This window comes from Anaerohalosphaeraceae bacterium (assembly GCA_035378985.1).
In the GTDB taxonomy this organism is placed as follows: domain Bacteria; phylum Planctomycetota; class Phycisphaerae; order Sedimentisphaerales; family Anaerohalosphaeraceae; genus JAHDQI01.
The window spans coordinates 89,607-116,602 of record DAOSUR010000011.1; the positions used below are offsets into that span (position 1 = coordinate 89,607).

The window sequence follows — 26,996 nt, forward strand, 5'->3', positions numbered from 1 at the left end:
CATCTCTCCGCGGACTATTATCCCGGCCAATGCGTTGCGGCGTCAAGAATCTTCCCTTCCAGTTCAGCGGCTTTTTCTTTGGTTCGCTGAACCACCGTGTAGAAGACAGGAATCAGCACCACGCCCAGCACGGTGGCGACAATCATTCCGCCGAAGACCGTGGTTCCCAGCGCCTGCCGAGCTGCAGCACCGGCTCCCTTGGCCACCACCAGCGGCACCATTCCCAGCGCTGTCGTCAGCGCCGTCATCAGAATCGGGCGGAAGCGAATCCGGGCGGCCTCCACCGCGGCATCCACCACCGAGCGGCCCTCCTCGTGCAGCTGCTTGGCAAACTCCACCAGCAGAATCGAGGTTTTGCAGACAACGCCGATCAGCAGAACAATTCCCATCTGGGTATAGATGTTATTGTCCAGTCCCCGCAGCCAGGTATAGCCCGCCGCTCCCAGAATGCCCAGCGGCACCGCCAGCACAATCGCAATCGGAATCGTCCAGCTTTCGTACTGGGCACACAAAAACAGGTAGGCAAACAAAGACGCCAGCAGAAACAGGTATATCATCATTCCGCCGGCCTTGACTTCCTGCAGACTCATTCCCGACCATTCATACCCCATTCCCTCCGGCAGTTTTTCCTCGAGCAGCTGACGGACCCGCTCGATGGCCTGACCGGAGCTGCAGCCGGGCCGGGCGGAACCGGTCAGCCGCGTCGCCGGATACAGATTGTAGTGCGTAATCGTCTGCGGCCCGGCCGTTTCGCGAACGGAAACCAGCGTACGCAGCGGCACCATCTGACCGGACCGATTGCGAACCTCCAGCCGGCCGATGTGCTCGGCTTTCGAGCGGAAGTCCGCCTCGGCCTGCGCCATCACCTTAAACGTCCTGCCGAACAGATTAAAATCATTCACATAGGTGCTTCCCAGATAGGTCTGAAGGGCGTTAAAGACGTTCTCCAGCGGCACATCGAGCGTCTGGGCCTTCACGCGGTCCACCTCCAGATACAGCTGAGGTACGGCGGCCTCAAATGTGCTGTTCAGCTGCGTAAGGATTGGATCATTCTGACCTTCAAAGACCAAGTCGCTGCCGATCCGCGCCAGAGTCTCCAGCCCGACGCCGCCGCGGTCCTGAATCTGCACCTCAAAGCCGCTGGTGGTCCCCAGACCCATAATCGCCGGCGGCTGAAAGGCCAGACACAGCGCATCCGGAATCATAAACAGCTGCTGCTGAAGCCGCTGCACAATCGCCGACACATGCAGCTGCGGGTCGCGCCGCTTGGACCAGGGCTCCAGCCGGATAAAGCAGGTTCCGCCGTTGGCCATCATTCCCCCCTGCAGCATTGAAAACCCGCTGATGCTGGCAAAATTGGCCACGCCGGGCGTCTGCGCCAGAATCGCATTGACTCGTTCCATCACCTGCTCTGTGCGGTGCAGCGAAGCCCCTTCCGGCAGCCGCACACCCAGAAAGATGGCCCCTTCGTCCTCTGTCGGCAGAAAGCCGGTCGGCAACTTTTCAAAACCGGTCAGTCCCACGACTGTCAGGACGGCAAAGACGGCCAGCGCAATCACTGTCCGCCGCAGGATGCTTTGAACTACTCCCGTATAAGCCGTTGTCGTGCGCTTCAGCCAGTGATCAAACCAGCGGAAAAAGCGGCCTCTTTTGTGCTCCTGCGGCCGCAGCAGAAACGCACAGAGCACCGGACTGAGCGTCAGGGCATTGAGGGTCGAAAAGCAGACAGCCACCGACAGCGTCACGGCAAACTGCTGATAGAGTTTTCCGGTAATCCCCGGGGCCAGAATCGTGGGGGCAAAGACCGCCAGCAATACCAGCGTGGTGGCAATCACCGGGCTGGTTACCTGCTCCATCGCTTTGATGGCCGCCGCCCGCGGAGACAATTTCTCATCCGCAATCAGACGCGAGCAGTTTTCCACCACGACAATCGCATCGTCCACCACAATCCCGATGGCCAGCACCAGACCGAACAGCGAGAGCGTATTGATGGTAAAGCCGAGGGCCAGCATTACCGCCAGTGTTCCAATCAGCGAGACGGGAATCGTCACCGCCGGCACGAGCGTCGCCCGCCAGTCCTCCAGAAAAACAAAGACCGTCAGTACCACCAGTGCCACAACCATCAGCAGTGTTGAAACCACTTCCCGCAGAGATTCCCGAATAAACAGCGTCGGATTGTACGGCTCTTCGTAGGTGAGTCCCTTGGGGAAGGATTTGGACAATTCCGCCAGTGCATCCCGCACCCCGTCGGCCACCCGCAGGGCGTTGGCTTCCGGCGTGGCATAAATGGCCATCGCCACCGCGGGCTTGCCCCGCAGACGCACCGACCAGGAATAATTCTGGGCCCCCAGCTCGACCCGCGCGACATCCTTCAGCCGCAGCAGACGCCCGTTTTCCTCCGCCCGAAGAATAATATTCCCGAATTCCTCCGGCGTGCTCAAACGGCCCTTGGTCTGAATCGTCCACTGGAACTGCTGGTCCGGCGGGCTGGGCATACCGCCGATTTGTCCGGCGGCCACCTCAATATTCTGTCGGCGGACCGCCGCGAGCACGTCATCCGTCGTCAGCTGCCGGGCCCGCATCTTCTCCGGGTCCAGCCACAGACGCATCCCAAAATCCTTGGCCCCGAACACCTCCACCTGTCCGACGCCGGGCACACGCGTCAGAACATCCTTAATATATAGATTGATATAGTTGCTCACATACACATCATCGTAGCGGCTGTCTGATGACTGAAAAACCAGAAGCATCGTAATATTCGGGGAGCGCTTGTGCGTGCGGATGCCGTAGCGCTTGACCTCCTCCGGCAGCTGCGGCTCGGCGGTCGCCACCCGGTTCTGCACAAGCACCGTCGCCATATCCACATCCGTGCCGACTTCAAACGTCACCGTCAGCATCATCATTCCGGTGTCGCTGCTGCTGGAGGTCATATAGAGCATTCCGTCCACGCCGTTGATGGCCTGCTCCAGCGGCGTGGCGACGGTCTGCGCAATCACCTCCGCACTGGCGCCCGGATACTGGGCTTCCACCATCACGGTCGGCGGAGCAATATCGGGGGTTTTTTCCACCGGCAGAAGCGGCAGGGCAATCAGCCCCACCAGCATAATCACAATCGAGATGACCGTCGCAAATACCGGCCGATCAATAAAAAATCTGCTGAACTGCATCGCTTTTTCTCCTCAAATCGGCTCTGAAAACGGTCAGGGTTTTCCGGCCGGAGCCGGACCGCCTGCGGCGCCCGGTGCTCCGCCGGCTCCCGGCGGCATCTGACCCGCCGGAACGGGCTGAATCGGCATCCCGGGGCGAGCCATATAAAAGCCGCCCGCAAGAATGGTCTCACTGCCGTCCAGACCCTGCAGGACAATCCGCATCGTTCCTTCTGATGCTCCCAAAACAATATCGCGCCGCTGGAGCATCTGCCCCTCTCCGACAACCAGGACATATTTCCCGCCCAAATCCGTCTGAATCGTCTTTTCGGGAATCAAAACAGCTTTCGGACGCTGTCGAATCGGCACCCGTACGCGGACAAACATCCCCGGCAGCAGCTGTTCTTTTTCGTTGCTCAGCTGCCCCCGAACATAGACCGTCCCCGTCCGCGGGTCCACCGTGTTGTCCGCAAAGCACAGACGCCCCTCAAACGGATAGTCCGTCCGGTCGCCGAACCCGACAAAAAACGGCACCGGATTGTCCCCGTCCGCCTGACGAATCCGGCCAAGAAGGTCGGCATCCAGCAGCGACTCACTCATATAAAAGAACACATACATCGGCTCCGTTCGGACCACAGAAGCCAGGACCGGTTTGGACTGGGGACCGACCAGATTGCCCACATCCGCCAGATGGCGTCCGATGCGTCCGCGCAGCGGGCTTCGAATCTGGGTATAACTCAGATTCAGCTCCGCATCGGCCAAAGCGGCACGGGCGGCATCGACCGACGCCTGAGCCGACAGAAAAGCCGCCCGGCGAGTGGACAGGTCCTGCCGGCTGACGGCGTTGGTCTCAATGGCCTTTTCGATTCGCTCCAAATCCACGCGGGCCCGTTCCAGCTCAGCTTCCGCCGCCTTCAGACGGGCTGCCGCTTCATCCCGGCGGGCGGCGTAGGCCTGCGGTTCAATCGTAAACAGCAGCTGCCCTTCTTCGACCAGCTGGCCGTCGGTAAAATGAATCCCCTGGAGATACCCCTCCACGCGGGCCCGAATCTCCACGGAATCAACGGCCTCCGTCGTGCCGGTAAACTCGTAATAATCCGTCACATCCCGAACCTCACAGGCGACAACCGGCAGGGGCATCGGTCCCCGCTGAGCCGACTGTGCGCCGACTTTAGGCCGGTGCATCCAAAACCAGATACCGACAGCCAGAATCAATACAAGCAGTACGGTCACGGCAGCAGCAACGGCAACGGCTTTTCGACTTTTCATAAACTTGTATCCTTTCGAAAGTCCCCTCAAAACCAGTTAGGATTGTTTCTGAGATTCTGCGGAGGAAGGAAGATTTTGTTCCTGAGACGGGTCCCATCCGCCGCCGAGAGCTTTGTAGAGCCGAATCAAGTCCAGCACCACGGCCCCTTCGCCGGCGGCCAGAGAATCCTGCTGGGCATACAGCGTCCGCTGGGCATCCAGTACATTCTGAAAATCCGTCAGCCCGTTTCGATACAGGGCTTCTACCAGCCGAACGGCATCTTCTGCGGCCGCCGCGGAACGCCGGAGAGCCCCCAGACGCTCTTGATGGCGGGCATAAGCCGCTATGGCGTTTTCGACCTCTTCGACGGCGGCCAGAACCGTCTGTTCGTAAGCCGAATACAGCTGCTCAAACCGCGCCTTTTCGGCCTCCACAAGACGGCGAAGCCGCCCGCCCGCAAACAGATTCCAATCCAGTCTGGGGCCGAAGGAAAACGTCCGGCTGGACCAGCGGCCCAAATCGGAAAAATGCTCCGACGACAGCCCGAACACCCCGGACAGAGACAATGACGGATACAGCTGCGCGGCGGCGATTCCGATGCGGGCGCTTTGGGCCGCCAGCTGACGCTCAGCCCGCCGGATATCCGGACGCTGGCGAAGCAAATCCGCCGGCACCGTGGGAGGAATGCCTCCTTCTGAGGGTGTCGGAATTAAATCGGCACGTGCGGCTCCAATCTCAAAATCCCGCGGAAAACGCCCCAGAAGCACCGCCAGCCGATGGATCGCCTGCTGTTCGGCCAGCCGAAGAAGCGGAATCTGGGCTTCTGTGTTCGCCAGATTCTGACGGGCCTGCGCCACATCCAGTTCCGGGGCCAGTCCGGCGTCAAAACGACTGTAGGTCAGACGAAGCGTTTCCTGCTGCGTTTGAAGATTCTGCAGGGCATAGCGAAGCCGCAGCTGAGTTGTGCGCAGCTCCACATAAACTGACGCGACCTCTGCACACAAACTCACCCGCACCGCCCTTTCGGATTCGACCGTCGCCTCCAGGGATGCCTGCGCCGCTTCGACGGAACGTCGGATTTGTCCGAACAAATCCAGCTCCCAGAGGGCATCCAGACTTGCCGAATAGGTACTGATTTCCGTGCCCCCGCCGTATGCAAACGCAGTATTTTCACTCTGTCGGCTGCGCGTATAGGAACCTGAAGCGCCTACAGACGGATACCGTCCGCCGGCGGCGGCATCGCGCAGGGCCCGCGCCTCCTGAATGCGGAAATAAGACTCCTGCAGGGACAGATTGCTTTCAAGGGCCTGCTGAATCAGTCCTTCCAGCACAGGGTCGTCCAGCACCGTCCACCAGTGTTTGAAGAGGTCCGGCGACGGGGCGGAGGCATCCTCCAGCCGGCTCCAGGCCGCAGGCATCTGCGGCTTCGGCGGCTGATAATCCGGCCCCACCCTACAACCCGCCGTAAAAATCATCCCCATCGGCAGCAAAACAAGAAATCCTCTGACAGATGCGTTCATCATTCCGCTGTTCCTTTCAAACAACTCCGAAGCCCGGCTGCTCCAACCCGAACGATCTGCTCGGTAATTTCCTCTACCGTAAAGCCCGGCAGCACCAGGTCATACATCTCAAAAAACAAAATCGGGTGCATCACGAGCGATTCGAATGTCAGGACCGCCCGCCACGCCGCCCGCTTCTCAAGCCCCGGAAGCAGCTGCTGAAATGCCGCCGCCAGCCGCTCAAAAAATTTGTCAATCAGTTCCGCGGCGATTTTGTCCCGATCAAAACGTCGATGAAGGGCCTCCCGAACCAGAAACCGCGCCACACGCGACCAGGTATCCCCCCGCAAAGCCGATTCCATCGTCGGACGCACCAGTTCGCGCAGCAGGTCTTCAATCGTCGCATCGGACCGGCCGCAAACCCGCTCGATGGTTTTCATGTGACCCTGAATCTTTTCCGAAAGCCGCCTGTGAAACATCTCTTCGTAAAGTTTTTCCTTGCTTCCGAAATAGTAATTTACCGCGGCGATGTTGCAGCCGGCTTCGGCGGTGATGTCCCGAACCGACGTTCCCTCGAACCCCCGCTGGCAAAAGAGCTTTTCCGCAGCATCGAGAAGCCGATTTCGAGTATCTGAACTGATTTCAGGGTTATTATCGGTATTTTCCATAAATCAAACGTTTGTTTAAAACGAACATATTAAACATATGTTTCAATCGTGTCAAGTTTCTTTTTCGATTTTTTTTGAAGCCTTGTTTCCATCGAAGCAGCGCGTACAATGAGCTGTATGGAAGTGTCGCTTCACTACGGCCGGGAACAGATGAAACTCTACCTGCCTTCGGAAAATCTGGCCGGCTGGATTCGGCCCAGACCGATGGCGGATGCTCACCCGCAGGATTCCCTCGTAAATCTGTCTGCCCGCCCGCAGGCCCGGCAGTTTGTTCAGCAGATTCAGGGAAAGCGTCTTTGTGTGCTGCTGCCGGACGGGACAAGAGATTTTCCGTGGAATGCGGTCCTGCCGCCGGTCTTTGGGCTGCTGAAAGGCGCCGAACAGCTGTCCTTCCTGATTTGCACCGGCACCCACACCGCCCAAACACCGGAAAACAAAGCCATCCTCGAAAAAATTGTGCAGCTGGTGCGGCAGGCGGGAATCTTTTCGTATGAAACCGTCCTCCACGACTGCCAGACGTCCCGGATGTCGGATGCGGGCAGAACAAAATACGGCACGCCGATCCTTTACAACGCCGTTCTGGACAATGCGGATGTGTTTCTTGTCTTCAGCGATGTCAAATTTCACTACTTTGCGGGCTACTCCAACCCCGTCAAAAACTTTGTGCCGGGCGCCTGCGCTTTCCAAACCGCTCAGGTCAATCACAGTCTGACCTTTGACAGCCGCTCGATTTCCGGCGCGCATCCCTGGCATCCGAACCCGGCCCGCCGACTTCAGCCGCTGGCGGCGGATCAGCTGGAGGCAATGGAAAAAATTGTTCGGGGGCGAGCCGTTTGGGCTGTCGTGACCATCAGCGACAAAAGCAAACTGTACTGGGCCCGGTTCGGACCGGCTCAGGAGGTCACCCCGCAGGCCTTCTTCGCCGTGGATGAACATACGGAATATACCCTTCCGCGCGTGGAGCGAATGGTCATCTCCTGCGGCGGACATCCGGACGACAGCGATTTGTATATCGCCCAGCGGGCGCTGGAGCTGACCCATCGGGTCGTGCTCGACGGGGGGCAAATCCTGTTTCTGGCGGCCTGTACCAACGGCATCTGTCCGCAGATTGCCTACAGGGATTTTTATCTGAAGCTGACCGAGCCGATTGAACAAATCCTCCGCGAAAAACCGGCGCAGTACAAACTGTACAGCCACAAGCCCTACCGGTTTGCCCAGCTGCTGCGTCGTCTGAGCAGGTTTTATATCTACACCCAGCTCGAGGAGCCGCTGGTGAAAAAGATTCATTTAACGGCCGTGAAAAACCCCCAGTCTCTGGTCAACGAATGGATTGAAGAAAACCCGCTGGTCAAAATCCTGTTTGTGGATGGAGCCAACAAACTGGCCATTCGCCCCAAAACTGAAAAACAGGGGTCAACGGCGGAATGAGATGTTCAGTCCGAAAAACGCGCAAAAGTTAAGGAGGATAGTCCCGAAGGGATTACCCTCCTTCTCCTAACTTAGCAACTATTATATCCAAAATGTTAACCAAGACAAAATTAAAAAGACGTGAAAAACGAAAATATTTTCAGAGATTACAAGGCGTATTATATCCTTTATTGTAAACCGTTTCAGACAATCAGGTTATTTTCGCCGCTTTGTTTCCCGGAAATAGAAATAATTTTTGAATCGTTGCTCTCGAAAGAATTTTTTTCGTATAATAAAAGAAGAGTGGGTCGGGCGGTTGCCCCGCACCTACTTGGAGTGTTTGAAGTCTCTTGCAGCGGATGGTTCAACCCCTCCGCAGAAAAACCGGATTACGCTCCAAGTAGGTGCGGGGAGGAAAGTCCGAGCAGGACAGGGCACGGCGACGGCTAACGGCCGCCCGGGGCAACCCGAGGGAAAGTGCCACAGAAAACACACAGCCGATGGCCCCGCACCTACTTGGAGTGTTTGGTATCTCTTGCAGCGGGTGCTTCAACCCTTTAGCGGAAGAAACGGACTACCCTCCAAGTAGATGCGGGGTACAGGCAATGGTGAAAAGGTGCGGTAAGAGCGCACCGCGCTGTCGGCAACGGCAGCGGCACGGCAAACCCCGCCGCCTGCAAAACCAAGTATGCCGGAGCCTGGCCCGGGCAATTCCGGCGGGTAGGTTGCTTGCCGGAGGGGAAACCTTCCGGCAGAGCCGATTGGCAACAATCGGTCCAGTGTAATAACCGCCGCCCCGCACCTACTTGAAGAACAGAGGGTTTTGATTTGGACGACTTCAATCTTTCAAGACAGAACCCGTTCGGCTTTTCAAGTAGGTGCGGGGAACAGAACTCGGCTTACAGACCCACTCATTTTTTATCTTTCCCTTGTTAGATATTTATCAAATATTCTTTGATTGTTTTACAAACAGTTGTTAAACTGGCCGTATGACCTTCGGACAAGTCATCCGTCAAAAGCGCAAGGAACTCCGGCTGACCTTAGATGAAGTGGCCGCCAAGACCGGCTTTTCCAAGCCCTACCTTTCCACCATCGAGACCGGACGAGTCAAAAACCCGCCGTCGGATGAATTGATTTGCAAACTCGAAAAAATTCTCCGGTTCAAGAGCGGTTATCTCCTGCATCTGGCCCATAAAGAGAAAATCCCTGCTGATATCCGCAGGGAATTTGAGACCCTCAGCGCCGAAAACCGCAAGTACAGAACGCTCATCCAAAACATCCTCACCCGACGGCAAAGCATCTCGGAATTGCACAAATTATTCCGTCAGGGGGACCCGGATGCTCTGAACCGCACTCCTGGAAACTGGATACCTGTCATCAACAAAGTAGCTGCCGGCTACCCGAACGATTTTGACGACCTCGGCTATCCGGCCGGGGTGGCCGATGACTATGTCCTGGCTCCGGACCTGCACGACCCGAACGCCTTTGCCCTGCGGGTGGTCGGCGATTCGATGGAGCCGGAGTTTCGTCAGGGCGATATCGTGATTTTTTCCCCGGCCGCACCGGTCCAAAGCGGGGCGGATTGCCTAATCCGCCTCCAAAACCCCTATGAGACCACCTTCAAGCGGGTCTTTTTTGATTCCAAAGACGAGATTCGCCTCCAGCCCCGCAATGAAAAGTATCCTCCGCAAATCATCAGGACCGCCCGGCTTAACGGGCTCTATCGGGCGGTTATCCAATACAGACGACTGTAAAAAACAAAGCCCCTCTCCCCCGCCGAAACCTCTCGATTATTCGCTTTTTTGTATGGAATTGACCCGCTGAATCGATATAATCTCCAGGTTTGAAGAGCCGATTGTTCTCCACGGAAAAGATACAGAGAGTCTGGTTTGCTTCCGGAAAGGTTTAACTCATGCAGATTCGAAGGATCGGATGGCTTTTCTGGTTGTTCGGCGCCGCGGCGGGAACAGCCCTGGCAGAGAGTACCTCTCTGTTCCCGGCAGGCCAGGATTTACATCTGTCCGCCTCCCGAATGGTTCGAACAGCAGCAGATTCCCAGGGACAAAGCCGCCTGCTCCTCGAAGAGGGAGTTGAAGGAACAATCGGCGACAATCAATTCTCCGCCGAGCGGGCCGTGGCCCTGCTCCAGTTGCGCGGGGAAACATCCGGCCTTTCCGAAGGGCAGTATTACGAAGTCCATCTGTATCTGGAAGGCGGGGTCTCTTTGAAAAAAGGGAGCCGTTCCAAAATGACGGTTCTTTCCGTGCCGATAGCAGAAAATGCACACCGGCTGGCGGTTCGGTTTCTGGTAACCGGACAGGTTTTCGTAACGGCCCGTCAGGAAAAAACCCTCCCAGCCGAATCCCTCGAGAGTGAGCCGCTTTACACGCGAGCGACGGAAACATTCCGGCGAGTTCGGCAGGGGCCCGTACCTCCTTTGACAGCGTATGTGCCGCAGATGAAAGACCGTTTTCTGTCTCCGCACATTCCGGCCGTCCAGAAAGCCGCCGCTGCCCAAAACTGTCTGGCTCAGCCGCCTGCCGCCCCAACAGAGTCCAAACCCGCGGTATCCTATCCGATTCACATCAACGCCCTTTGGGAACCGGCCCCGGAAATCGAAACCCGAACCCTGCCGGACGGCCGCAAAGCCGCCACCATTTCCGGGCGCTTTTATCTGTGGCAAAAACGCGACGAGGAAGGCACGCTGCTGGAGTTCCTGGCCGACAGCGCTGTGGTTTATTATGCCGGCGACTCGCTGACCCAAAGCCGACCGGGTCCCGGCGGCAACGAAATCGCCTCCGGAACCATCGAAGGCGTCTATCTGGCCGGCAATATCGTGATGACCGAAGGCGATATGACCATCCGGGCCGACGAAATCTATTACGATTTCTTCCGCCGGCAGGCCTTAGTGGTCCACGCTGAACTGCGGACCTTCAGTCCCTCCCGCTCCATCCCGATTTACATTCGGGCCGAAACCCTGCGGCGAATCAATGAAACTACATTCGAGGGAGAAAATGTCGAACTGACGGACAGTGAGTTTTATCTGCCGCAAATCTCCGTCCACGCCGCCCGAATGGTTTTGATGACAACCGAACAGCTGGAAGAACGAGAACGTCAGCAGGCCGCCGGTGAGAACCCGCAGGCAGACTTCCAAGATGTGTCGTTCCGATACGGACGTACAACCCTTTGGAAATGGCCCGGTCTTCAGACAAATTTCGCCCGTCCGGTCTTTCCGCTCAGTCGGCTTCGTGTGGGCAACGATAATGAGTTCGGCACATCCGTAGAAACCCGATGGAATCTGGCAAATCTCCTCGGCAAACCCCAGCCGGAAGGGACGGATACGGAACTGGCCCTCGATTATTTCAGCGACAGAGGGGTCGGAGCAGGCATCGAATCCGAGTACCAGCTTCCCGACTCCTTCGGAGAACTGCTCGGGTATGTGATGAGTTATCGGGGGACCGACGACCTCGGACGTGTAGGTGCTGACCGCCGCAACCTCGACCCGGAAGAAGACATTCGCGGCCGCTTCAGCTGGCGGCACCGCTCCTATCTGCCCGAAGACTGGCAGCTGACCCTCGAAGTCGGATATCTGTCCGACCGCTATTTCCAGGAATGGATGTATCGGGGAGAATATTATACGAATAAGCCCCAGGAAACCCTTGTTCACCTGAAACGCCTGAAAGACAACTGGGCCTTCTCGATTCTCGGTAAGACCCGCATCAACGATTTTGAAACAACGGTCGAAGAACTGCCGACGGTGGAATATCACCTTAAAGGGGCGTCCCTCTGGGATCATCGTCTGACATTCTACAGCGATACCCAGGTCGGACGGCTTCGCAACCGGTTCGATGAAGACCTCGCTTCGCCGGCCACAAAGGAAGATTTCTACACCCTGGCTTACACCCGCAATGAAGTGGACTGGCCGCTGATGCTGGGCACCGTGAAAACCGTTCCCTACACGGCGGCGACCTTTGCCTTCGAGGACCACGATGAGTTCAATCTGGATTTGGACGGCACACCCGTTGCGCCGGAGGACACACCCGTTTTGGGTGAATACGGCGTGCGGATGTCCACGATGTTCTGGAAGACGAACCCGTCCGTCCGGAGCCGCCTGTGGGACTTAAACGGCATCCGACATCTGGTCAAACCCCACTTTGAAGCGGTCTTTTATGAAGACAACAGTCCCGCCGTCGAAATGCGGAATATGTACAACCTGGGCCTTGCCCAGCGCTGGCAGACCCATCGGGGACCCGAAGGCCGACAGGAAACCGTGGACTGGCTCCGCTGGGATTTGGATGCAACCTGGGTCAGGAATCCGGCGGAGGAGGACACCGATCCGCTGGGGCGGTACGGACCGGCTGATTTTCTGTTCAGCGACTCCGCGATTCCGCTTCGGACGCGACGGAATAATCCCTTCTTCGGACTTGTACGCAATACTCTCCAGAGCGACGTAGAATGGAAAATCAGCGATACAATGGCCGTGCTCAGCGACCAGAATTTCGACATCGACAGCGGACAGATTCAGCAGGTGGATGTCGGCGTGAATCGATACGTCTATCCGGAATTAAGCTATTATCTCGGCAGCCGCTATCTGCGGCCCGTCCGTGTGGATATCCCTTCTGAAGGGATTCACGAAGAGGGTTCCCATTCCCTCGTAGCAGCCCTGACATATTCACTGGGAACCCGCTATACAGCGATTCTGGCTCAGGAATACAACTTCGATTACGGCAAAACCGTCCGAAGCGAATTGACGTTAATCCGCCGCTATCACCGCCTGTTTTACGGGCTGAGTTTTTCGCTGGATGAATCCCTGAACCGCCGGCTTGTCTCCATGAGCATCTGGCCGCAGGGAGTCAGAGAGCTGGCGATTGGGCGAAGATATATGGGCATGACCGAACCGGTGCGGGAGGAATAATCCCCCAAAATCCGCGGCAGCCGACGGCATACAGTTTTTCAGGAACGTCAATGCAAGAAGAAAGGAAGTGCTATGGCTTTAGTCACAACCAAAAAAATGTTTGAAATGGCCTACAAAAACGGCTACGCCATCGGGGCGTTCAACGTCAACAACATGGAAATCACACAGGGCATTGTGGCCGCGATTGCCGAAGAAAAGGCCCCGCTGATTCTGCAGATTTCCCGGGGGGCCCGCGAATACGCCAAGATGAGCTATCTGAAGGCGATTATCGATGTGGCCGTGGCGGAAAATCCGGATATCCCCATCTGCATGCATCTGGACCACGGCGACACGGTTGAAATCTGCAAGCAGTGTGTCGATGACGGCTTTACCTCGGTGATGATTGACGCCTCCCATCATCCGTTTGAGGAAAACGTCCGCATTACCAAGGAAGTGGTCAAGTATGCCCATGCCCACGGCGTTGTCGTGGAGGCCGAGCTGGGCCAGCTGGGCGGCATCGAAGAAGATGTGGTCGGCGTGGATGATGTATCGGCTCACCTGACGGACCCGGCTCAGGCGCAGACCTTTGTGGAAAAGACCGGCTGCGACTCGCTGGCGGTGGCCGTCGGAACCAGCCATGGGGCATACAAGTTCAAAAGCGAGCCGAAAATCGCCTTTGACGTCATTGAAAAGATTCAGCGGCGTCTGCCCGGCTTTCCGCTGGTGATGCACGGGGCCAGCAGCGTGCTGAAGGAATTCAAAGACCTGATTAACAAATACGGCGGCAAGATGCCCGATGCGATGGGCGTGCCGGAGGAAGCCATCAGCCGCGCAGCCAAAATGGCGGTCTGCAAGGTCAATATCGATACGGACCTGCGGATGGCCCTGACCGCCAAGATTCGCCAGGTGTTTGCGGAAAAACCCGGCGAATTCGACCCGCGCAAATACCTGGGCCCGGGCCGGGAAGCCATCAAGCAGATGGTCAAGCACAAACTGCACGTTCTCGGCTGCGCCGGCAAAGCCGCCGAATGCCTGTAAAGTTCGGTTTGCTTTCGAAAACCATAGAATCAACTCGGCAGGACGGCACAGGCCGTCCTGCTTCTTGATGAAGAAAGAACCTGTACGTTGTTATGAATCTGAAAAATCAGAAGAACGCAAAATCAGTCATTCGGTGGGTCCTGATCATAATGGGCCTGTGGCTGGTGCTCGGCTGTGAACCGGACAGCCCGGGTTATCCCTCCAAAAACTCATCGGAATCGAACGAAACATCCTCCGCCTCTGTTTCCCTGCCGGTATCTCTGAAAGCCGCATCGGCCATCGACTTCTTCTGCACCGGCAATCCGGCGGCCGCCCGGGAAACCCTCGAAGCTGCCGCCGGTGAAAACGGTACTCTGGAGACTTTCCGGCAGATCCTCCTCAATTGGGAGCAGATGCAGCAGCGCCGACAAAATGTTCGTCTTCAAGTCTGGGCCAAACAGCAGGAGCGGTTAAAAGAGCTGGAAAAAAATCTCGGCGATTCCCTGAAAACGGAAATGTCCGCAGCCAACCCTGCACCGGAAGAACCGGCTCTGTCAATGGACGAAGACCTGGCGGAAACTGTTCCGGATGCGGACCCCAACGGCCTGGAAGGAGTGCTGGCGGCCGCCATCCGCCTGCGGGACCTGGCTACAGACGAGGAAAAACAGGCCCTGCTGCAGCAGCCCTTCATTCAGCAGGCCGTCCAGGCCGCTCTTCAGCGGGCCCGTCTCTATGAGGAACAGGGACGCTGGACAGATGCCTATATCCGGGCCTATTACTGGCTGACGGCTTTGGATGAGGACAATCCCGAATACCGAAACAAAGCCGAGGAACTTTCCGAACTGCTCGAGATTGAACTGTCTTTGAAAGACGGCTCCTGCGATGACACCGTCAAGAAACGGTACGAGGACATCAAGACAGAGATGTTTGAACGAGCCCTCTACCTGCTGGATAACAACTATGTACGGCCGCTCGAATACAAGGAAATGATTCAGAAAGCCTTTCAGCGATGCCGCCTGCTGGCACGGGTCCTCGAAAAATCCTCCGCGGAAATCGCCTATCACACCGACGCCCAAACAGCCCGGCAGTTCCTGGAAAAACTGGACGCCGTCGAGACGGAAATGAAGGACAAAACCGACCTCCAGGCCGCCGACCTCAAGGGTCTGCTCGAGTCCCTGCTCGACCTCAATCAAAACACACTGAACCTCCCGCCGGAAGTGCTCATTGCCCACTTCTCTCAGGCCGTCTTTCAGACGCTGGACCCCTTTACAGAGCTGGTCTGGCCCTGGTACGTGAAGGATTTCGAAAAGAATCTCACCCAGCAGTTCAGCGGCATCGGCGTGGAGATCTCCAAAGCCACCGGTGTGCTGACAATTGTCAGTCTGCTGCCGGATACGCCCGCCTATCGGGCCGGCCTGGATGCGTATGATGAGATTCTGGCCGTCAACGGCGAACCGACGGAAAAGATGACGATTTTCTGCGCAGTCAGCAAGATTACCGGCCCCAAAGGCACCAAAGTTACGCTCACCATTCGGAGGCCTTCCACCGGCGAAGTCAAAGACTACACCATTGTCCGCGACCGCATTGTCGTTCAGCCCATTCGCGGCTGGCAGCGGACCGAAAACGGTCAGTGGGACTTCTGGGTGGACAAGGCCAACCGCATCGGCTACGTGCGGCTTACTTCCTTTTCGGAAACCTCCCGCGACGAACTGGATCAGGTTTTGACTCAGCTGGAAAAAGAGGGAATGAAGGCCCTGATTCTGAACTTGCGGTATAACAGCGGCGGGTATCTGAACAGTGCCGCCGAAGTGGCCGACTTATTCCTCAGCAAAGGCATCATCGTCAAAAGCAATCCCCGGCACGGATTCGCCGCCTATGAGATGGCCCACGAAAAAGGCACCCATCCGAACTACCCGATGGTCGTTCTCATCAACGGCGGCAGCGCCAGCGCCTCGGAGATTGTCGCCGGCGCTCTTCAGGACCCCAAATATCGTCGGGCCACGCTGGTCGGCACCCGCAGCTACGGCAAGGGCTCCGTTCAGGTCGTTACGCCCTTTACCGGCGGCGGCTCCCAGCTGAAATACACTGTGGCCTATTATCACCTGCCCAGCGACCAGCCGGTGAAAAACCGCTATCAAATCGAAAAACTCGGACGCAAGGACTGGGGCATCGCACCGGATGTCGAAGTGGAAATGTACAGCCACGAAATCCGCCGAATGCTCGAAATCCAGCGCAGAAACGATATCCTCGTGCAGGCCTTCCACAACAATGGAGAGGAACGCCGTTACACCCTTGAGGAAACTCTGCTGTCCGACCCGCAGCTGTCGGCCGCCCTGCTGATCGTCCAGGCCAAACTGCTCCAGCAGGGCTGTGCGGTTCAGCCGCCGGATTTGAATCTCTGGCAGCAGCCGGTCGATCCGAATGAAGTCTTGTAAAGGACAAACAGCCCTATGAACAAACTCGAACAGCAGCGAAGAGAGAAATGTCAGCAGATTCGCCAAATGGGCATCGACCCGTACGGCGGCCGTTTCCCGAACACGGAACCGGCTCAGTCTGTCAAAAACCGCTATATCGACGGACAGGAAGGCCAGCGCGCCCGCTGCGCCGGACGCATCGTGCTCCTGCGCGACATCGGCAAACTGATTTTCATCACCCTGCGGGACTCCAGCGGAGCTATCCAGCTGGGGCTGAGCAAACAGCTCCTGGCCGAACAGTGGGAACTGGTCAAACGCATCGATCTGGGAGACCTGGTCGGAGCCGAAGGGGCGTTGGGCAAAACCAAAACCGGCGAAATCACCATCTGGGTCGAGCAGCTGACCCTGCTGAGCAAGGCCCTGCTGCCGCCGCCGGAAAAGTTTCACGGCCTGGCGGATGTGGACTTGCGCTACCGCCGCCGCTATGTGGACCTCTGGGCCAATCCGGAGACAATGCAGCGGTTCCTGAAACGCAGTGCCCTGGTGGCCTCCATCCGCGCCTTCCTTCATCAGCAGGGCTTCGTCGAGGTGGAAACGCCGATGATGCAGGCCGTTGCCGGCGGGGCCGCCGCACGTCCCTTCATTACACATCACAACGCACTCGACATCGATTTGTATCTGCGCATCGCACCCGAACTGTTCCTCAAACGGCTCTTGGTCGGAGGTATGGAAAAGATTTTCGAAATCAACCGAAACTTCCGCAACGAGGGCCTGAGCACCCGGCACAACCCGGAGTTTACGATGATGGAGCTCTATCAGGCCTATGCGGACTACCGCGATATGATGGACCTGACCGAATCGCTCATCAGCTCTCTGATAGAGACCCACTGTCAGGGACCGCTTCTGCCGTTCGGCTCGATGCAGGTCAACTGGGCCAGGCCCTGGCGTCGGGCCCGATACAGCGACCTGCTGGAGGAATATGCGGGCTGCCGGATTGACGATATTCCAGCCGTCCGTGCCAAAGCCCGCGCTCTGGGCATTGACGAAACCCAGATGGAAGACGCCGTCGTCATTAATGAACTCTTCGAAGCGGCCGTGGAGTCCAATCTGGTTAATCCGACCTTCGTGCTCGATTATCCGGCGGAACTGTGTCCGCTGACCCGAACCAGCAAGGCCGACCCCCGCTACGCCGAACGCTTCGAGCTGTACGCCGGCACGATGGAACTGGCCAACGCCTATACAGAGCTGAACGACCCGGATGTTCAGGAGGCCAACTTCCGCCGGCAGCTGCGGGGGCTGAGTGCCGATGAAAGCATGGCGCGAATGGATGAGGATTTTATCACGGCTCTGAAGTACGGGATGCCGCCGGCCGGCGGATTGGGCATCGGCATCGACCGGCTCGTGATGCTGCTGACGGATGCACCGAGCATTCGCGATGTCATCCTCTTTCCGCTGCTCAAGCCCGCTCCCGCCGGGCCGCTGCCGGAATGTGCGGAGGAAACGGACGCTTCCTCCTGACGGTCGAAGTTTTGGAATTCGCAGGAGCAGTCTGTGTGAAACACGTATCCTTTTTTTTATGCGGCCGCTACCTTCGTCGGCGCCGGATGATGCTGCTGAGCATCACCGCCGTGGCCCTCAGCTGTGCCCTGCTGCTGATTACCGCCAGTCTGTTTACCGGCTTTATCGCCGCCCTCGAAACCAGCACAACACGCCATCTGGGCGATATTGTCCTGGAGGCCCCCTCCGGACAGCTGATTACCGACTTTCAGACCCTGATTGAAGACCTCCAAAAACCCGCCGCCGTTCAGGCGGCCGCAGCCGTGCTGAAAAATCACGGGCTGCTTCTGGCCGGCCCCGGCAAAGTCCGTCCCGTGCGGGTCTGGGGCATTCAGCTGCCCCAACGGCTGTCTGTCAGCCCCCTGCAGGATACGCTGCTGGTTCAGAAAGGACAAACAGCCCCGTCCTTCGACCCGCAGAATACCGGCGAAATCGGCGGCTTTGTCGGCATCGGCGTTCTCGCCCAGCCCGATGAAAAAACCGATGAATACAACCTCGACGAGGTCCGACGCTACATCGGTCAGAAAATGGCCCTGACAACCGGCTCGCTGCAATCCGCTCCCGCCGGCGAACAGACCGGTCCGGCTCAAAGGCAGTTCCGGCGGCGAGTCCTGCGGTTTACCTGCACCGATGTGATGCAGACCGGGGTATGGGACCTGGATGAACAGAATGTCTTTGTCCCCATCGAAGCCCTCTCCGCCGTTTTGTATCCCGACCTGCCCTCTCCGGCGGCGGATATCATTCAGATTCGGCTGGCCCCCGGCGTTTCCGAAGAGGCGGGCTTGGCAATCGTCCGGGGCATCTGGGATAATTTCGCCAAAGACCGATTTGCATGGGGACCATTTGCCTCCATTGAAACCTCCCGCCGGCTTCAGGCCCGTTTGATCGCCGAGTACCGTAAACAAATGGGGGTCTTGCTGCTGATTTTCGGATTGGTCAGCTTATCGGTGATTCTGCTGGTCTTCTGCATCTTTTCGCTGCTGGTGATGACCAAACAAAAAGACATTGCCATTCTCAAAAGCTGCGGGGCCTCCCGAGGCGACATTGCCGGACTGTTTCTATCCTTCGGATTTCTCAACGGATTTGCCGGAGCCGCTCTCGGCATCCTCCTCGGCTGGCTTATAATCTCCCATATCAATTCGATTGAACATCAAATCAGCCGCCTGTTCGGCCTGAAAATCTGGAAAGCAGGCGTGTATATGTTTTCGCAGATTCCCAACACTGTGGATTGGCCGGCCGCCGGTTGGATTCTTCTGGCCGCAGTAGCGGCTTCCGTAATCGGTGCGCTCATTCCGGCCTTCCGGGCAGCCTGGATTGAACCGGTCCGGCTGTTGAGGTACGAATAAGATGTTTGCTTGGAAACTGGCTGTCAGATACTTCCGAAACCGTCCCAGTTCCTGGCTGGCTGTGGCGGCCGTCGCCCTTTGCACGTTTATTGTGGTTGTTGTCCTGACCGTAATGAACGGTCTGGCCTTCGACTTTAAGGAAAAAAACCACCTCGCCGTCGGCGACTGCATCCTCTCCACAGATTCTCTGGTTGGGTTTCCGGATGACCCCAACTGGCTAACCCTGCTCGAATCCCAGCCCTTTATCGAAGCGGTGTCTCCCGCGATTCTCGGTGTCGGTCTGGTTACTCAGCCCGGAGCCGACTGGAATATCGCCGTCCAGTTTCTCGGCATCGACCCGGTTCGTCACAGTGCCGCCACGGGATTCGGCCGCTCCCTGTACTATCGAAAAAACCAGCCCCATCTGGCATTTGTTCCTTCGTATGCCCCGCACGAGCCGGGCTGCGTGGCCGGCATCGACCTGGCCGGAATCAGCCGGACCTCGCAGGGAACCTATCTCCACCCGCTCCAGCAGATGCCGATTCGGCTGATTCTCAGCAGTTTCCCCCTGACCCCCCGCGGGGCCATGGCACGCGGCGGAACAGACCTGGTCAACAGCAAGACCTATTACCTGGCCGATGACAGCCACACAGGCATCCCGCAGATTGACGGCAGTATGATTTACCTGCCGCTGGAGGAGGCCCGTCTGCTGACCGGAATGGACAGTCCCTTCCCACGCATCAGCTCCATTCACATCCGTTTCAAGTCCTCCGTAGGTCTTCAAGAGGGTGTTGAAAAGGTGCGGAAACTATGGACGGAATATCTGAACAGCCGCCGGAATCATCCCTATTTCAATCTGCTCGAAGCGGTACGCGTCCAAAGCTGGCTGGAAAACCGCCGCAGCCGAATCGCCGCCATCGAAAAGGAACAAACCATGCTGATTCTGCTCTTCCTGATGCTCGGCCTCATCACTGTTTTTATTGTCTTCGTAATTTTTTACATGCTGGTCGGCCACAAAAGCAAAGACATCGGCATTCTCAAAAGTGTCGGAATGTCAAAAGTCAGAATCGCTCAGGTTTTCCTCAATTTCGCCGCGCTCATCGGCCTTTTCGGCTCCCTATTGGGAGCGGCCGGCGGCTGCCTGTTCCTTGTGTACATTAACCCCATTGAAAACTGGCTTTTCGAACACTTTGATTTCCAACTGTGGGACCGAACCATCTACGCCATTGGACAGATTCCGAATCAGATTCAGCCGGGATTTCTGGTGAGTGTCGGGCTGGCCGCCATCGCAGCTTGTCTGACGGGGGCACTGATACCGGCCGTTCAGGCCGCCCAAAAAGAAACTGTGGAGGTGCTTCGGGTCAGCCAGGTATAATCGCCCAAACAAACACAGGAACAAAAATGAAAACAATCATCGAAGCAAAGAATATCCACAAGTCCTATCCGATGGGCAAGCAGACCCTTCACGTCCTCAAAGGGGTTTCGCTGAAGATTCAAACCGGCTCCTTCACTGCCATTGTAGGCGCCTCCGGCAGCGGCAAAAGCACACTGCTTCACATCCTCGGTGCCCTGGATAAACCGGACAGCGGAAGTGTAGAATTTCAAGGAAAAGACATCAGTCGGCTTTCCGCCGCTCAGCTGAATCGATACCGCAACCAATCCGTTGGTTTCGTATTCCAGTTCTATCACCTCCTCAATGAACTTAATGTCCTCGAAAACACCCTGCTTCCGGCCATGATTTCCAACGGCTCAGCCGGATATTTGAAGAAAAAAAAGGAGCTTCAGGAGGCTGCAACGGTTTTGCTCGAGCGCTTTGGGCTGGGCGGTCGCCTCCGACACCGGCCCTTTGAACTGTCCGGCGGAGAACGTCAGCGGGTGGCCATCGCGCGGGCCCTGATAAACAAACCCGCCCTGCTGCTGGCTGACGAACCCACCGGAAACCTTGACTCAAAAACCGGTTCGGGTATATTAGAAGTCCTAAATGAGCTTAACCGAGGCGGGCAAACCATTATCATGGTCACGCATGACCTTCGGATTGCAGAAATGGCCGGAGAAATTGTTCACCTCGAGGACGGCAGAATTGTCGAGGAACCGAAAATCAAATAATGCATTCGGAGTTGCTCATGGGTTTGAAAATCTGGCTGGATGACAAATTAGTCAATCAGGAGGAGGCAAAAATTTCCGTTTTTGACCATGGTTTGCTCTATGGAGACGGGGTCTTTGAGGGGATTCGAGTTTACAGCGGAAAAATATTTGAACACGATGCCCACCTTGAACGCCTTTACAAGTCCGCCAAGGTCATCCGCCTGACAATCCCGATGGACCTGCCGACGCTCAAAAAGGCCGTGGAGGAAACCGTCCGAGCCAACCAGATTACCGACGGCTATATCCGTTTGGTTGTGACCCGAGGCGTCGGCGACCTGGGACTGAATCCCTTTTTGTGCAAACGCGCCTGCGTGATTATCATCGCCGACAAAATCCGCCTCTATCCGGCGGAACTGTATGAAAAAGGGCTCAAAGTCATCAGCGTTCCGACGATTCGCAATCACCCGATGAGCATCCCGCCGCAGGTGAAAAGCCTGAACTATCTGAACAACATCTTTGCAAAAATCGAAGCCGTCGATGCCGGTGCTTCCGAAGCGATTCTCTACAGCCATGACGGCTACGTGGCCGAGGCCTCCGGCGACAATATCTTCATTGTTTCGGAGGGAACGCTTTATACTCCGCCCGTGCAGGCCGGTTCGCTGGACGGCATTACGCGAAGGGTTATTATCAAATTGGCCCGGGAAGAACGGATTCCCATTATCGAAAAAAATCTGACTCGGTTCGACCTCTATACGGCCGACGAATTTTTTCTGACCGGCACAGCGGCGGAAGTCATCGGCGTTGTAGAGATGGACGGCCGCATCATTGGCGACGGAAAGCCGGGGCCGATTACGCGAAGACTGCGCGAGAAGTTCTACGCCTATGCCCACGCCTGAATCATCATCTCAAACGGCCTTCGAGTCGATTGAACAGGCCGTGCAGGCGGACCTCCAGCGTGTTCAGGATACAATTCGCCGAACCCTCTTGACGGATAAGCCGTTTTTGGCCGAGCGGCTGAAAAAACTGACCGAAAATCCCGGAAAAATGCTCCGCCCTCGGCTGCTCCTGCTCAGCGCCAGGGCCTGCGGACAAGCCAAGCCGATTCATATTGACCTGGCGGCAATTGTCGAACTGATTCATACCGCAACCCTGCTTCACGACGACGTCGTGGACCGGGCGGTTCTCCGCCGCGGACGCCTGTCCGCCAATGCCCTGTGGGGCAATACGGCGGCCGTCCTGCTGGGCGATTTTCTGCTCAGCCGCGCTTTGGCCCTCGGCGCCAGGCTCCGTCCGCCCGTTATCTCCGAGCAGATTCTCCAAACCGCTCAGCAAATCTGTGAGGGGGAACTGCTCCAAAACTATCATCGCGGCGACTGGCAAATCTCCGAAGAACTCTACCGGCAAATCATCGCATCCAAAACGGCCGCTTTGTTTGCCTTCAGCTGCACGCTCGGCGCCCAATGGGCCGAAGCGGACGAAACATCGGTCAAATCGCTCGCAAAATACGGCCGTTATCTCGGCATGGCGTTCCAAATTCGGGATGATGCAATGGACCTGTTTTCCTCCGAAAGAAAAACCGGAAAAACCGTCCGAACCGACCTGGCGGAGGAAAAGCCCACCCTGCCGGTTATCCTGTGGCTCAAAACCCTCTCGAACAAAGAAAAACAGCAGGCTGTTGTTTCTCTCGGCAACCCGAAAAAACATAAAACAATCGCCAAACAAATTAAACAATCACCCGTCCTTCTTCACGTCAAACGGCGGATCGAACATCTCAAAAAAAAGGCCTGCGATTGTTTGAAACCGCTGGCAGACTCCCCCGCTAAAGACGCTCTCTGCCGACTGGCCGAAGAGATTGCAGAAGGACTCGGCCCTCTCCTTCGGTAAAGCAACAAAAAAGGCCGGGTTCATAGCACCCGGCCCTGAATAACCGAAAACGATGCGCTTGCTTAGAACGCAAAGCTGTAGGAAATCGTGCCCCAGTACTCATCGCTTGTGTTGACTGTGTCCTCGAAGGAATTCTGGAAATAGACAGCCGGTACAATCTTGGCACCGGTCATCGGGCACTTGAACTGGCTCTTCAGGCCCCAGACCATGTGCGACCAATCGTGATCGGAATACATCGCACCGTCATTAAAGACCAGATCCCACGAGAACGTCAGCGGCAGGTCGGTCGGAAGGTTGTAATTAAAGCCCATCAGATAAATCGTGCCGGAAGCATCCTTGATGTCTGACTTGCTGCGGGCAGGCCACAACTGATAAACCGCTACGTGCGGAACGACTTCATTGCCGGTCAGCTTGGGCATCTCGGCTTCCACAAAGACTTCCTGCTTATCCCAGGCCTTTGTGTATGTATCAATATAATCAAAATACCGCCAGCCGAGTTTGTAATTGGTTTCCCAGCAGTCACCGCCGAGGGCCTTGCCTTTATAGTAAACGGTGTAGTCGTACTCGGTCAGATTCACACGGCTGTCCAACAGGTCATTGGTCCAGCCGCCCCGCTCCGGATAAGACATCCAGACGCTGGCGCCCAGTCCGCTCTCATGCGAGAAATCAATGCTGGGCTGGAAGGCGCCGGCATTATCCAGAATATCATAGCCGCGCCAGATGTACCGAGAGGTGTAGCTTAAATCCACTGTTGTCGTCCATTCCTGTGCACCGGCAGCTGCTGCCATCGCGCACAACACCAACACAACCATCATCTTCTTCATAATTCGGTTCCTTTCCATTGCTCCCTAATACAATTCCCTTTCCGTTTTGCTTGTGAAGATTGCAAGCTCCTGACCGACAATTATGAACAGAAACACAGCAACCTTCAATAAAAAAAACAAAAAAAGAAATGCTTTCACGTCCTTGTTAAAATAGGCAAAGTTGCCCGCTCCGCTTGTTGAATATTAGGTGGGTGGGCGGGTTTCTATTTGTTCTTTGGCCTGTCCCACTAAATAGAAACTGCCCGTGATGCAGATCAAATCTTCACGCGTGACCACACTGCGGGCGATGCGCACCGCCTCCCGCAGCGACATCGCCGTCTGGCACATTTTGCCGCAGATCTCCGTATAGAGGTCCGCCAATTCCTGCGGATAGACAGCCTTAGGGCTGTTGCTTCGCGTAAAGATGACTTTGTCGGCTCCATACTGAAGCTGCGTGAGCATCCCGCGAACATCCTTGTCGTTGTTGCAGCCGAAAATAATAATCATCGAATCATACGGAATATGCTGACCGATGGCCTGAATCAGGGCCCGAATGCTGGCGGCATTGTGAGCCGCATCGACCAGAATTCGCGGGTCATTGCAAATCATTTCCATCCGCCCAATCAGCGAAACCTTGCTGAGCCCCTCGACGGCCTTGCTGTCGTCTACCTGGAATCCGCGCTGTTTGAGCTGATCCAGCATCGCCAAAGCCAGACCGCAGTTGATGACCTGATGCTCTCCGGGCAGCGGCACACGCAAATGCTCAAACCGGCTGTACGGCGTCGTCAGGCAGATTCGATTGTGCGGTCCATGCTCTCGTGACGACTCAAACCGATACGAAAAATCAATATCCTTGCCCGTCACGCACAGCGGGGCTTTCAGGGCCTGCGCCTGCTTCTTGATGACCCGCATCGCCAGCGGGTCCTGCGGAACCGTCACGACAGGAATGCCTTCCTTGATGACACCGGCCTTCTCGCGGGCAATACAGTCAATCGTCGGCCCCAGCAGATTCATATGGTCCAGACTGATGCTCGTAATGCCGACAACCTCCGGTGTAATCACATTGGTGCTGTCCAGCCGTCCGCCCAGGCCGGTCTCAATAACGGCAATATCAACCTTTTCCTCCACAAAATGCAGAAAGGCCAAGGCCGTAAAGATCTCAAAAAAGGTCGGCGTATCCTGCCGTTCGGCCATCTTTTCCACAACCGGATACACGCGATTGAGAAGGTCCAGCATCGCCTTCTTCGAAATCATTTCCGAGTTGACGACAATGCGCTCGTGCAGCGTCGTTACATGCGGAGAGGTGTACAGTCCAACTTTGTAGCCGTTGGCCTCGAGCATTTTGGCCAGCATTGTCGCCGTAGAACCCTTGCCCTTTGTACCTGCAATGTGGACACACCTTATCTTCTTGTGGGGGTTTCCAAGCCCCTTTAGAAGATTGTTCATCCGGTCAAGGTTGAACGTGGTGATATTATAGCGCAGCCGCTCCTGCCTCTCGTAGTCCGTCCGATCGAACAGGTATTTCATCGCCTGTTCGTAAGTCCGAAACGCACTCACAGTGCGTTTGATTTTTTCGACAGCAACGGAGGAGGTGGTTTTTTTCGCCTTAGACTGCGTCGTCCGTGATAGTCTTTTAGTTGTTGTCATGATTGCAAAGGATAATACTCGAAAAAACTTAATAAGTCAATTGTATTATGCCGCAAACCAAACAAAAACAAATCTATGCCGAAAACAGTTAATCATATATCAATTATTTATAAGAACTTACAAAAACACCTTCTTCGTCGTTTTTTGAAACAAACATAAACGATAAAAAAGAAATACTTATAATATGATTACTATAACTAATTGTATTATTGGATTTCTTCCGAAAAAATTAAGCCGCAAAAACGCTTGAAACGACCATCCTAACTTAATACAATACGGTACTTTTCAATTCTGTTTCATAAAATCTTTCTATTTTTTGAGGTTTTTTATGGCGAACGCGAATGCAACAGGTCTTTCGGCTCTGGATATGAAATGTGTAGAAACCATCCGTTTTCTGGCGATGGATGGAGTTCAGGCTGCCAATTCCGGGCATCCCGGGATGCCGATGGGGATGGCCGCCGCTGCCTATGCACTCTGGATGCGGCACCTCCGGTTTAATCCCGCCGACCCGAAATGGCTCAACCGCGACCGTTTCATCCTCTCGGCCGGACACGGCAGCATGCTCCTGTACGCCCTGCTTCACTTGTGCGGGTTTGACCTGCCGCTGGACGAACTGAAACAGTTCCGTCAGTGGGGCAGCAAGACCCCCGGCCATCCGGAATACGGACACACCCCCGGTGTGGAAGTCACCACCGGACCGCTGGGCCAGGGCATCTCCAACGGTGTCGGCATGGCCATTGCCCAAAAGTACCTGGCCGCACGATACAACAAAGAAGGATTCCCGATTTTTGACTATAAAATCTATGTCATTGCCGGCGACGGCTGCCTTCAGGAAGGCGTCAGCGGCGAGGCTTCCAGTCTGGCCGGTCATCTGGGGCTGGACAACCTGATTGTCATCTACGATGACAACGGCATCACCATCGACGGCGAAACGCATCTATCCTTCACCGAAGACGTCGCCAAACGGTATGAGGCCTACGGCTGGAATGTCCACACCGTCGGCGGCGACGGCCACAACATCGCCGAGCTGGACCGCGTCCTCGAAATCGCCAAAAAACCCAACGGCAGACCCACACTCATCAAATTCCGCTCGCATATCGGCTTCGGAAGCCCGAATTTCCAGGACACCCATACCGCCCACGGCGCCCCCCTGGGCGTAGAAGAGTGCAAGCTGATTAAGAAAAACGCCGGCTGGGACCCGGAGAAGACCTTTGTCGTACCGGAGGAAGTCGCCGCTCATATGGGGCAGGCCAAACAGAAAGGCGCCCGTCTCCAAAAAGAGTACGAGGCCCTCTTTGCAAAGTACGCTCAGGCGTATCCGCAGGAGGCCAAAGAAATTACGGATGCCCTGGCCGGCCGGCTTCCAATGGAGATTGAACCATTGCTGCCGAAATTCGAGGC

At 56.3% G+C, this 26,996-nt stretch carries 18 protein-coding genes and 1 other RNA gene; 13 read left to right on the plus strand and 6 right to left on the minus strand.

Annotation, left to right across the window (positions count from 1 at the left end):
- Window positions 1–17: 17 nt before the first annotated feature.
- Genes PKY88_09220 through PKY88_09235 form a run of 4 tightly spaced genes read right to left on the minus strand, consistent with a single transcriptional unit; the run spans window position 18 to window position 6,562 of the window.
- Complete coding sequence (locus PKY88_09220; protein HOQ05379.1) at window positions 18–3,167, minus strand: multidrug efflux RND transporter permease subunit; 3,150 nt, start codon at window positions 3,165–3,167, stop codon at window positions 18–20.
- Window positions 3,168–3,200: 33 nt separating this feature from the next.
- Window positions 3,201–4,415 (minus strand): efflux RND transporter periplasmic adaptor subunit, encoded by a 1,215-nt coding sequence (locus PKY88_09225; protein ID HOQ05380.1) that lies wholly within the window; start codon window positions 4,413–4,415, stop codon window positions 3,201–3,203.
- A gap of 36 nt (window positions 4,416–4,451) precedes the next feature.
- Window positions 4,452–5,918, minus strand: a complete 1,467-nt coding sequence (locus tag PKY88_09230; GenBank protein HOQ05381.1) for an efflux transporter outer membrane subunit — start codon at window positions 5,916–5,918, stop codon at window positions 4,452–4,454.
- A complete protein-coding gene (locus tag PKY88_09235) occupies window positions 5,915–6,562 on the minus strand; it encodes a TetR family transcriptional regulator (protein HOQ05382.1) in 648 nt (215 codons plus the stop codon). Before PKY88_09235 ends, PKY88_09230 begins: the two co-directional genes overlap by 4 nt.
- A 108-nt stretch (window positions 6,563–6,670) precedes the next feature.
- Here PKY88_09235 and PKY88_09240 point away from each other — a divergent pair, with 108 nt between their 5' ends.
- The 12 genes from PKY88_09240 to PKY88_09295 all read left to right on the plus strand — a co-directional run bounded on the left by PKY88_09240 (window position 6,671) and on the right by PKY88_09295 (window position 23,145).
- The gene (locus PKY88_09240) at window positions 6,671–7,990 is read left to right on the plus strand and encodes a lactate racemase domain-containing protein (protein HOQ05383.1); all 1,320 of its coding nucleotides are present in this window, start codon (window positions 6,671–6,673) and stop codon (window positions 7,988–7,990) included.
- Window positions 7,991–8,269: 279 nt separating this feature from the next.
- Window positions 8,270–8,887, plus strand: an RNA gene (gene rnpB / locus PKY88_09245) — RNase P RNA component class A.
- Between the two features lie 71 nt (window positions 8,888–8,958).
- A complete protein-coding gene (locus PKY88_09250; GenBank protein ID HOQ05384.1) occupies window positions 8,959–9,723 on the plus strand; it encodes a S24 family peptidase in 765 nt (254 codons plus the stop codon).
- Between the two features lie 158 nt (window positions 9,724–9,881).
- Window positions 9,882–12,884, plus strand: a complete 3,003-nt coding sequence (locus PKY88_09255; protein ID HOQ05385.1) for a hypothetical protein — start codon at window positions 9,882–9,884, stop codon at window positions 12,882–12,884.
- 72 nt (window positions 12,885–12,956) lie between these two features.
- On the plus strand, window positions 12,957–13,901 hold the full coding sequence (gene fba / locus PKY88_09260; GenBank protein ID HOQ05386.1) for a class II fructose-1,6-bisphosphate aldolase: 945 nt from the start codon (window positions 12,957–12,959) through the stop codon (window positions 13,899–13,901).
- Window positions 13,902–13,993: 92 nt separating this feature from the next.
- Window positions 13,994–16,315: a S41 family peptidase gene (locus PKY88_09265; protein ID HOQ05387.1), complete on the plus strand. Its 2,322-nt coding sequence runs from the start codon at window positions 13,994–13,996 to the stop codon at window positions 16,313–16,315.
- Between the two features lie 15 nt (window positions 16,316–16,330).
- Complete coding sequence (gene lysS, locus PKY88_09270) at window positions 16,331–17,812, plus strand: lysine--tRNA ligase (GenBank protein ID HOQ05388.1); 1,482 nt, start codon at window positions 16,331–16,333, stop codon at window positions 17,810–17,812.
- A 35-nt stretch (window positions 17,813–17,847) separates the two neighbouring features.
- Window positions 17,848–19,197 (plus strand): FtsX-like permease family protein, encoded by a 1,350-nt coding sequence (locus PKY88_09275; GenBank protein HOQ05389.1) that lies wholly within the window; start codon window positions 17,848–17,850, stop codon window positions 19,195–19,197.
- A gap of 1 nt (window position 19,198) precedes the next feature.
- A complete protein-coding gene (locus PKY88_09280) occupies window positions 19,199–20,551 on the plus strand; it encodes an FtsX-like permease family protein (protein HOQ05390.1) in 1,353 nt (450 codons plus the stop codon).
- 26 nt (window positions 20,552–20,577) lie between these two features.
- Complete coding sequence (locus tag PKY88_09285) at window positions 20,578–21,282, plus strand: ABC transporter ATP-binding protein (GenBank protein ID HOQ05391.1); 705 nt, start codon at window positions 20,578–20,580, stop codon at window positions 21,280–21,282.
- Window positions 21,283–21,299: 17 nt separating this feature from the next.
- On the plus strand, window positions 21,300–22,157 hold the full coding sequence (ilvE, locus tag PKY88_09290; protein HOQ05392.1) for a branched-chain-amino-acid transaminase: 858 nt from the start codon (window positions 21,300–21,302) through the stop codon (window positions 22,155–22,157).
- A complete protein-coding gene (locus PKY88_09295; GenBank protein ID HOQ05393.1) occupies window positions 22,144–23,145 on the plus strand; it encodes a polyprenyl synthetase family protein in 1,002 nt (333 codons plus the stop codon). Before ilvE ends, PKY88_09295 begins: the two co-directional genes overlap by 14 nt.
- A 62-nt stretch (window positions 23,146–23,207) precedes the next feature.
- On the opposite strand, the gene PKY88_09300 is transcribed toward PKY88_09295, so the two are convergent.
- Together PKY88_09300 and PKY88_09305 are read right to left on the minus strand one after the other, a co-directional pair.
- Window positions 23,208–23,969 (minus strand): hypothetical protein, encoded by a 762-nt coding sequence (locus tag PKY88_09300; protein ID HOQ05394.1) that lies wholly within the window; start codon window positions 23,967–23,969, stop codon window positions 23,208–23,210.
- Between the two features lie 183 nt (window positions 23,970–24,152).
- Window positions 24,153–25,505 (minus strand): folylpolyglutamate synthase/dihydrofolate synthase family protein, encoded by a 1,353-nt coding sequence (locus PKY88_09305; protein HOQ05395.1) that lies wholly within the window; start codon window positions 25,503–25,505, stop codon window positions 24,153–24,155.
- A gap of 418 nt (window positions 25,506–25,923) precedes the next feature.
- Between PKY88_09305 and PKY88_09310 the strand changes: the two genes are divergently transcribed.
- Window positions 25,924–26,996: hypothetical protein (locus tag PKY88_09310; protein ID HOQ05396.1), on the plus strand; the 1,073-nt coding region annotated here is incomplete at its 3' end.

Excerpts from the sequence above, each read along its gene's own strand:
- PKY88_09280 (HOQ05390.1), top strand. The coding sequence starts at position 19,199 with ATGTTTGCTTGGAAACTGGCTGTCAGATACTTCCGAAACCGTCCCAGT.
- PKY88_09225 (HOQ05380.1), bottom strand. The coding sequence starts at position 4,415 with ATGAAAAGTCGAAAAGCCGTTGCCGTTGCTGCTGCCGTGACCGTACTG.
- PKY88_09220 (HOQ05379.1), bottom strand. The coding sequence starts at position 3,167 with ATGCAGTTCAGCAGATTTTTTATTGATCGGCCGGTATTTGCGACGGTC.
- fba (HOQ05386.1), top strand. The coding sequence starts at position 12,957 with ATGGCTTTAGTCACAACCAAAAAAATGTTTGAAATGGCCTACAAAAAC.
- lysS (HOQ05388.1), top strand. The coding sequence starts at position 16,331 with ATGAACAAACTCGAACAGCAGCGAAGAGAGAAATGTCAGCAGATTCGC.
- ilvE (HOQ05392.1), top strand. The coding sequence starts at position 21,300 with ATGGGTTTGAAAATCTGGCTGGATGACAAATTAGTCAATCAGGAGGAG.
- PKY88_09255 (HOQ05385.1), top strand. The coding sequence starts at position 9,882 with ATGCAGATTCGAAGGATCGGATGGCTTTTCTGGTTGTTCGGCGCCGCG.
- PKY88_09295 (HOQ05393.1), top strand. The coding sequence starts at position 22,144 with ATGCCCACGCCTGAATCATCATCTCAAACGGCCTTCGAGTCGATTGAA.
- PKY88_09265 (HOQ05387.1), top strand. The coding sequence starts at position 13,994 with ATGAATCTGAAAAATCAGAAGAACGCAAAATCAGTCATTCGGTGGGTC.
- PKY88_09240 (HOQ05383.1), top strand. The coding sequence starts at position 6,671 with ATGAGCTGTATGGAAGTGTCGCTTCACTACGGCCGGGAACAGATGAAA.
- PKY88_09250 (HOQ05384.1), top strand. The coding sequence starts at position 8,959 with ATGACCTTCGGACAAGTCATCCGTCAAAAGCGCAAGGAACTCCGGCTG.
- PKY88_09300 (HOQ05394.1), bottom strand. The coding sequence starts at position 23,969 with ATGAAGAAGATGATGGTTGTGTTGGTGTTGTGCGCGATGGCAGCAGCT.
- PKY88_09285 (HOQ05391.1), top strand. The coding sequence starts at position 20,578 with ATGAAAACAATCATCGAAGCAAAGAATATCCACAAGTCCTATCCGATG.
- PKY88_09235 (HOQ05382.1), bottom strand. The coding sequence starts at position 6,562 with ATGGAAAATACCGATAATAACCCTGAAATCAGTTCAGATACTCGAAAT.
- PKY88_09230 (HOQ05381.1), bottom strand. The coding sequence starts at position 5,918 with ATGATGAACGCATCTGTCAGAGGATTTCTTGTTTTGCTGCCGATGGGG.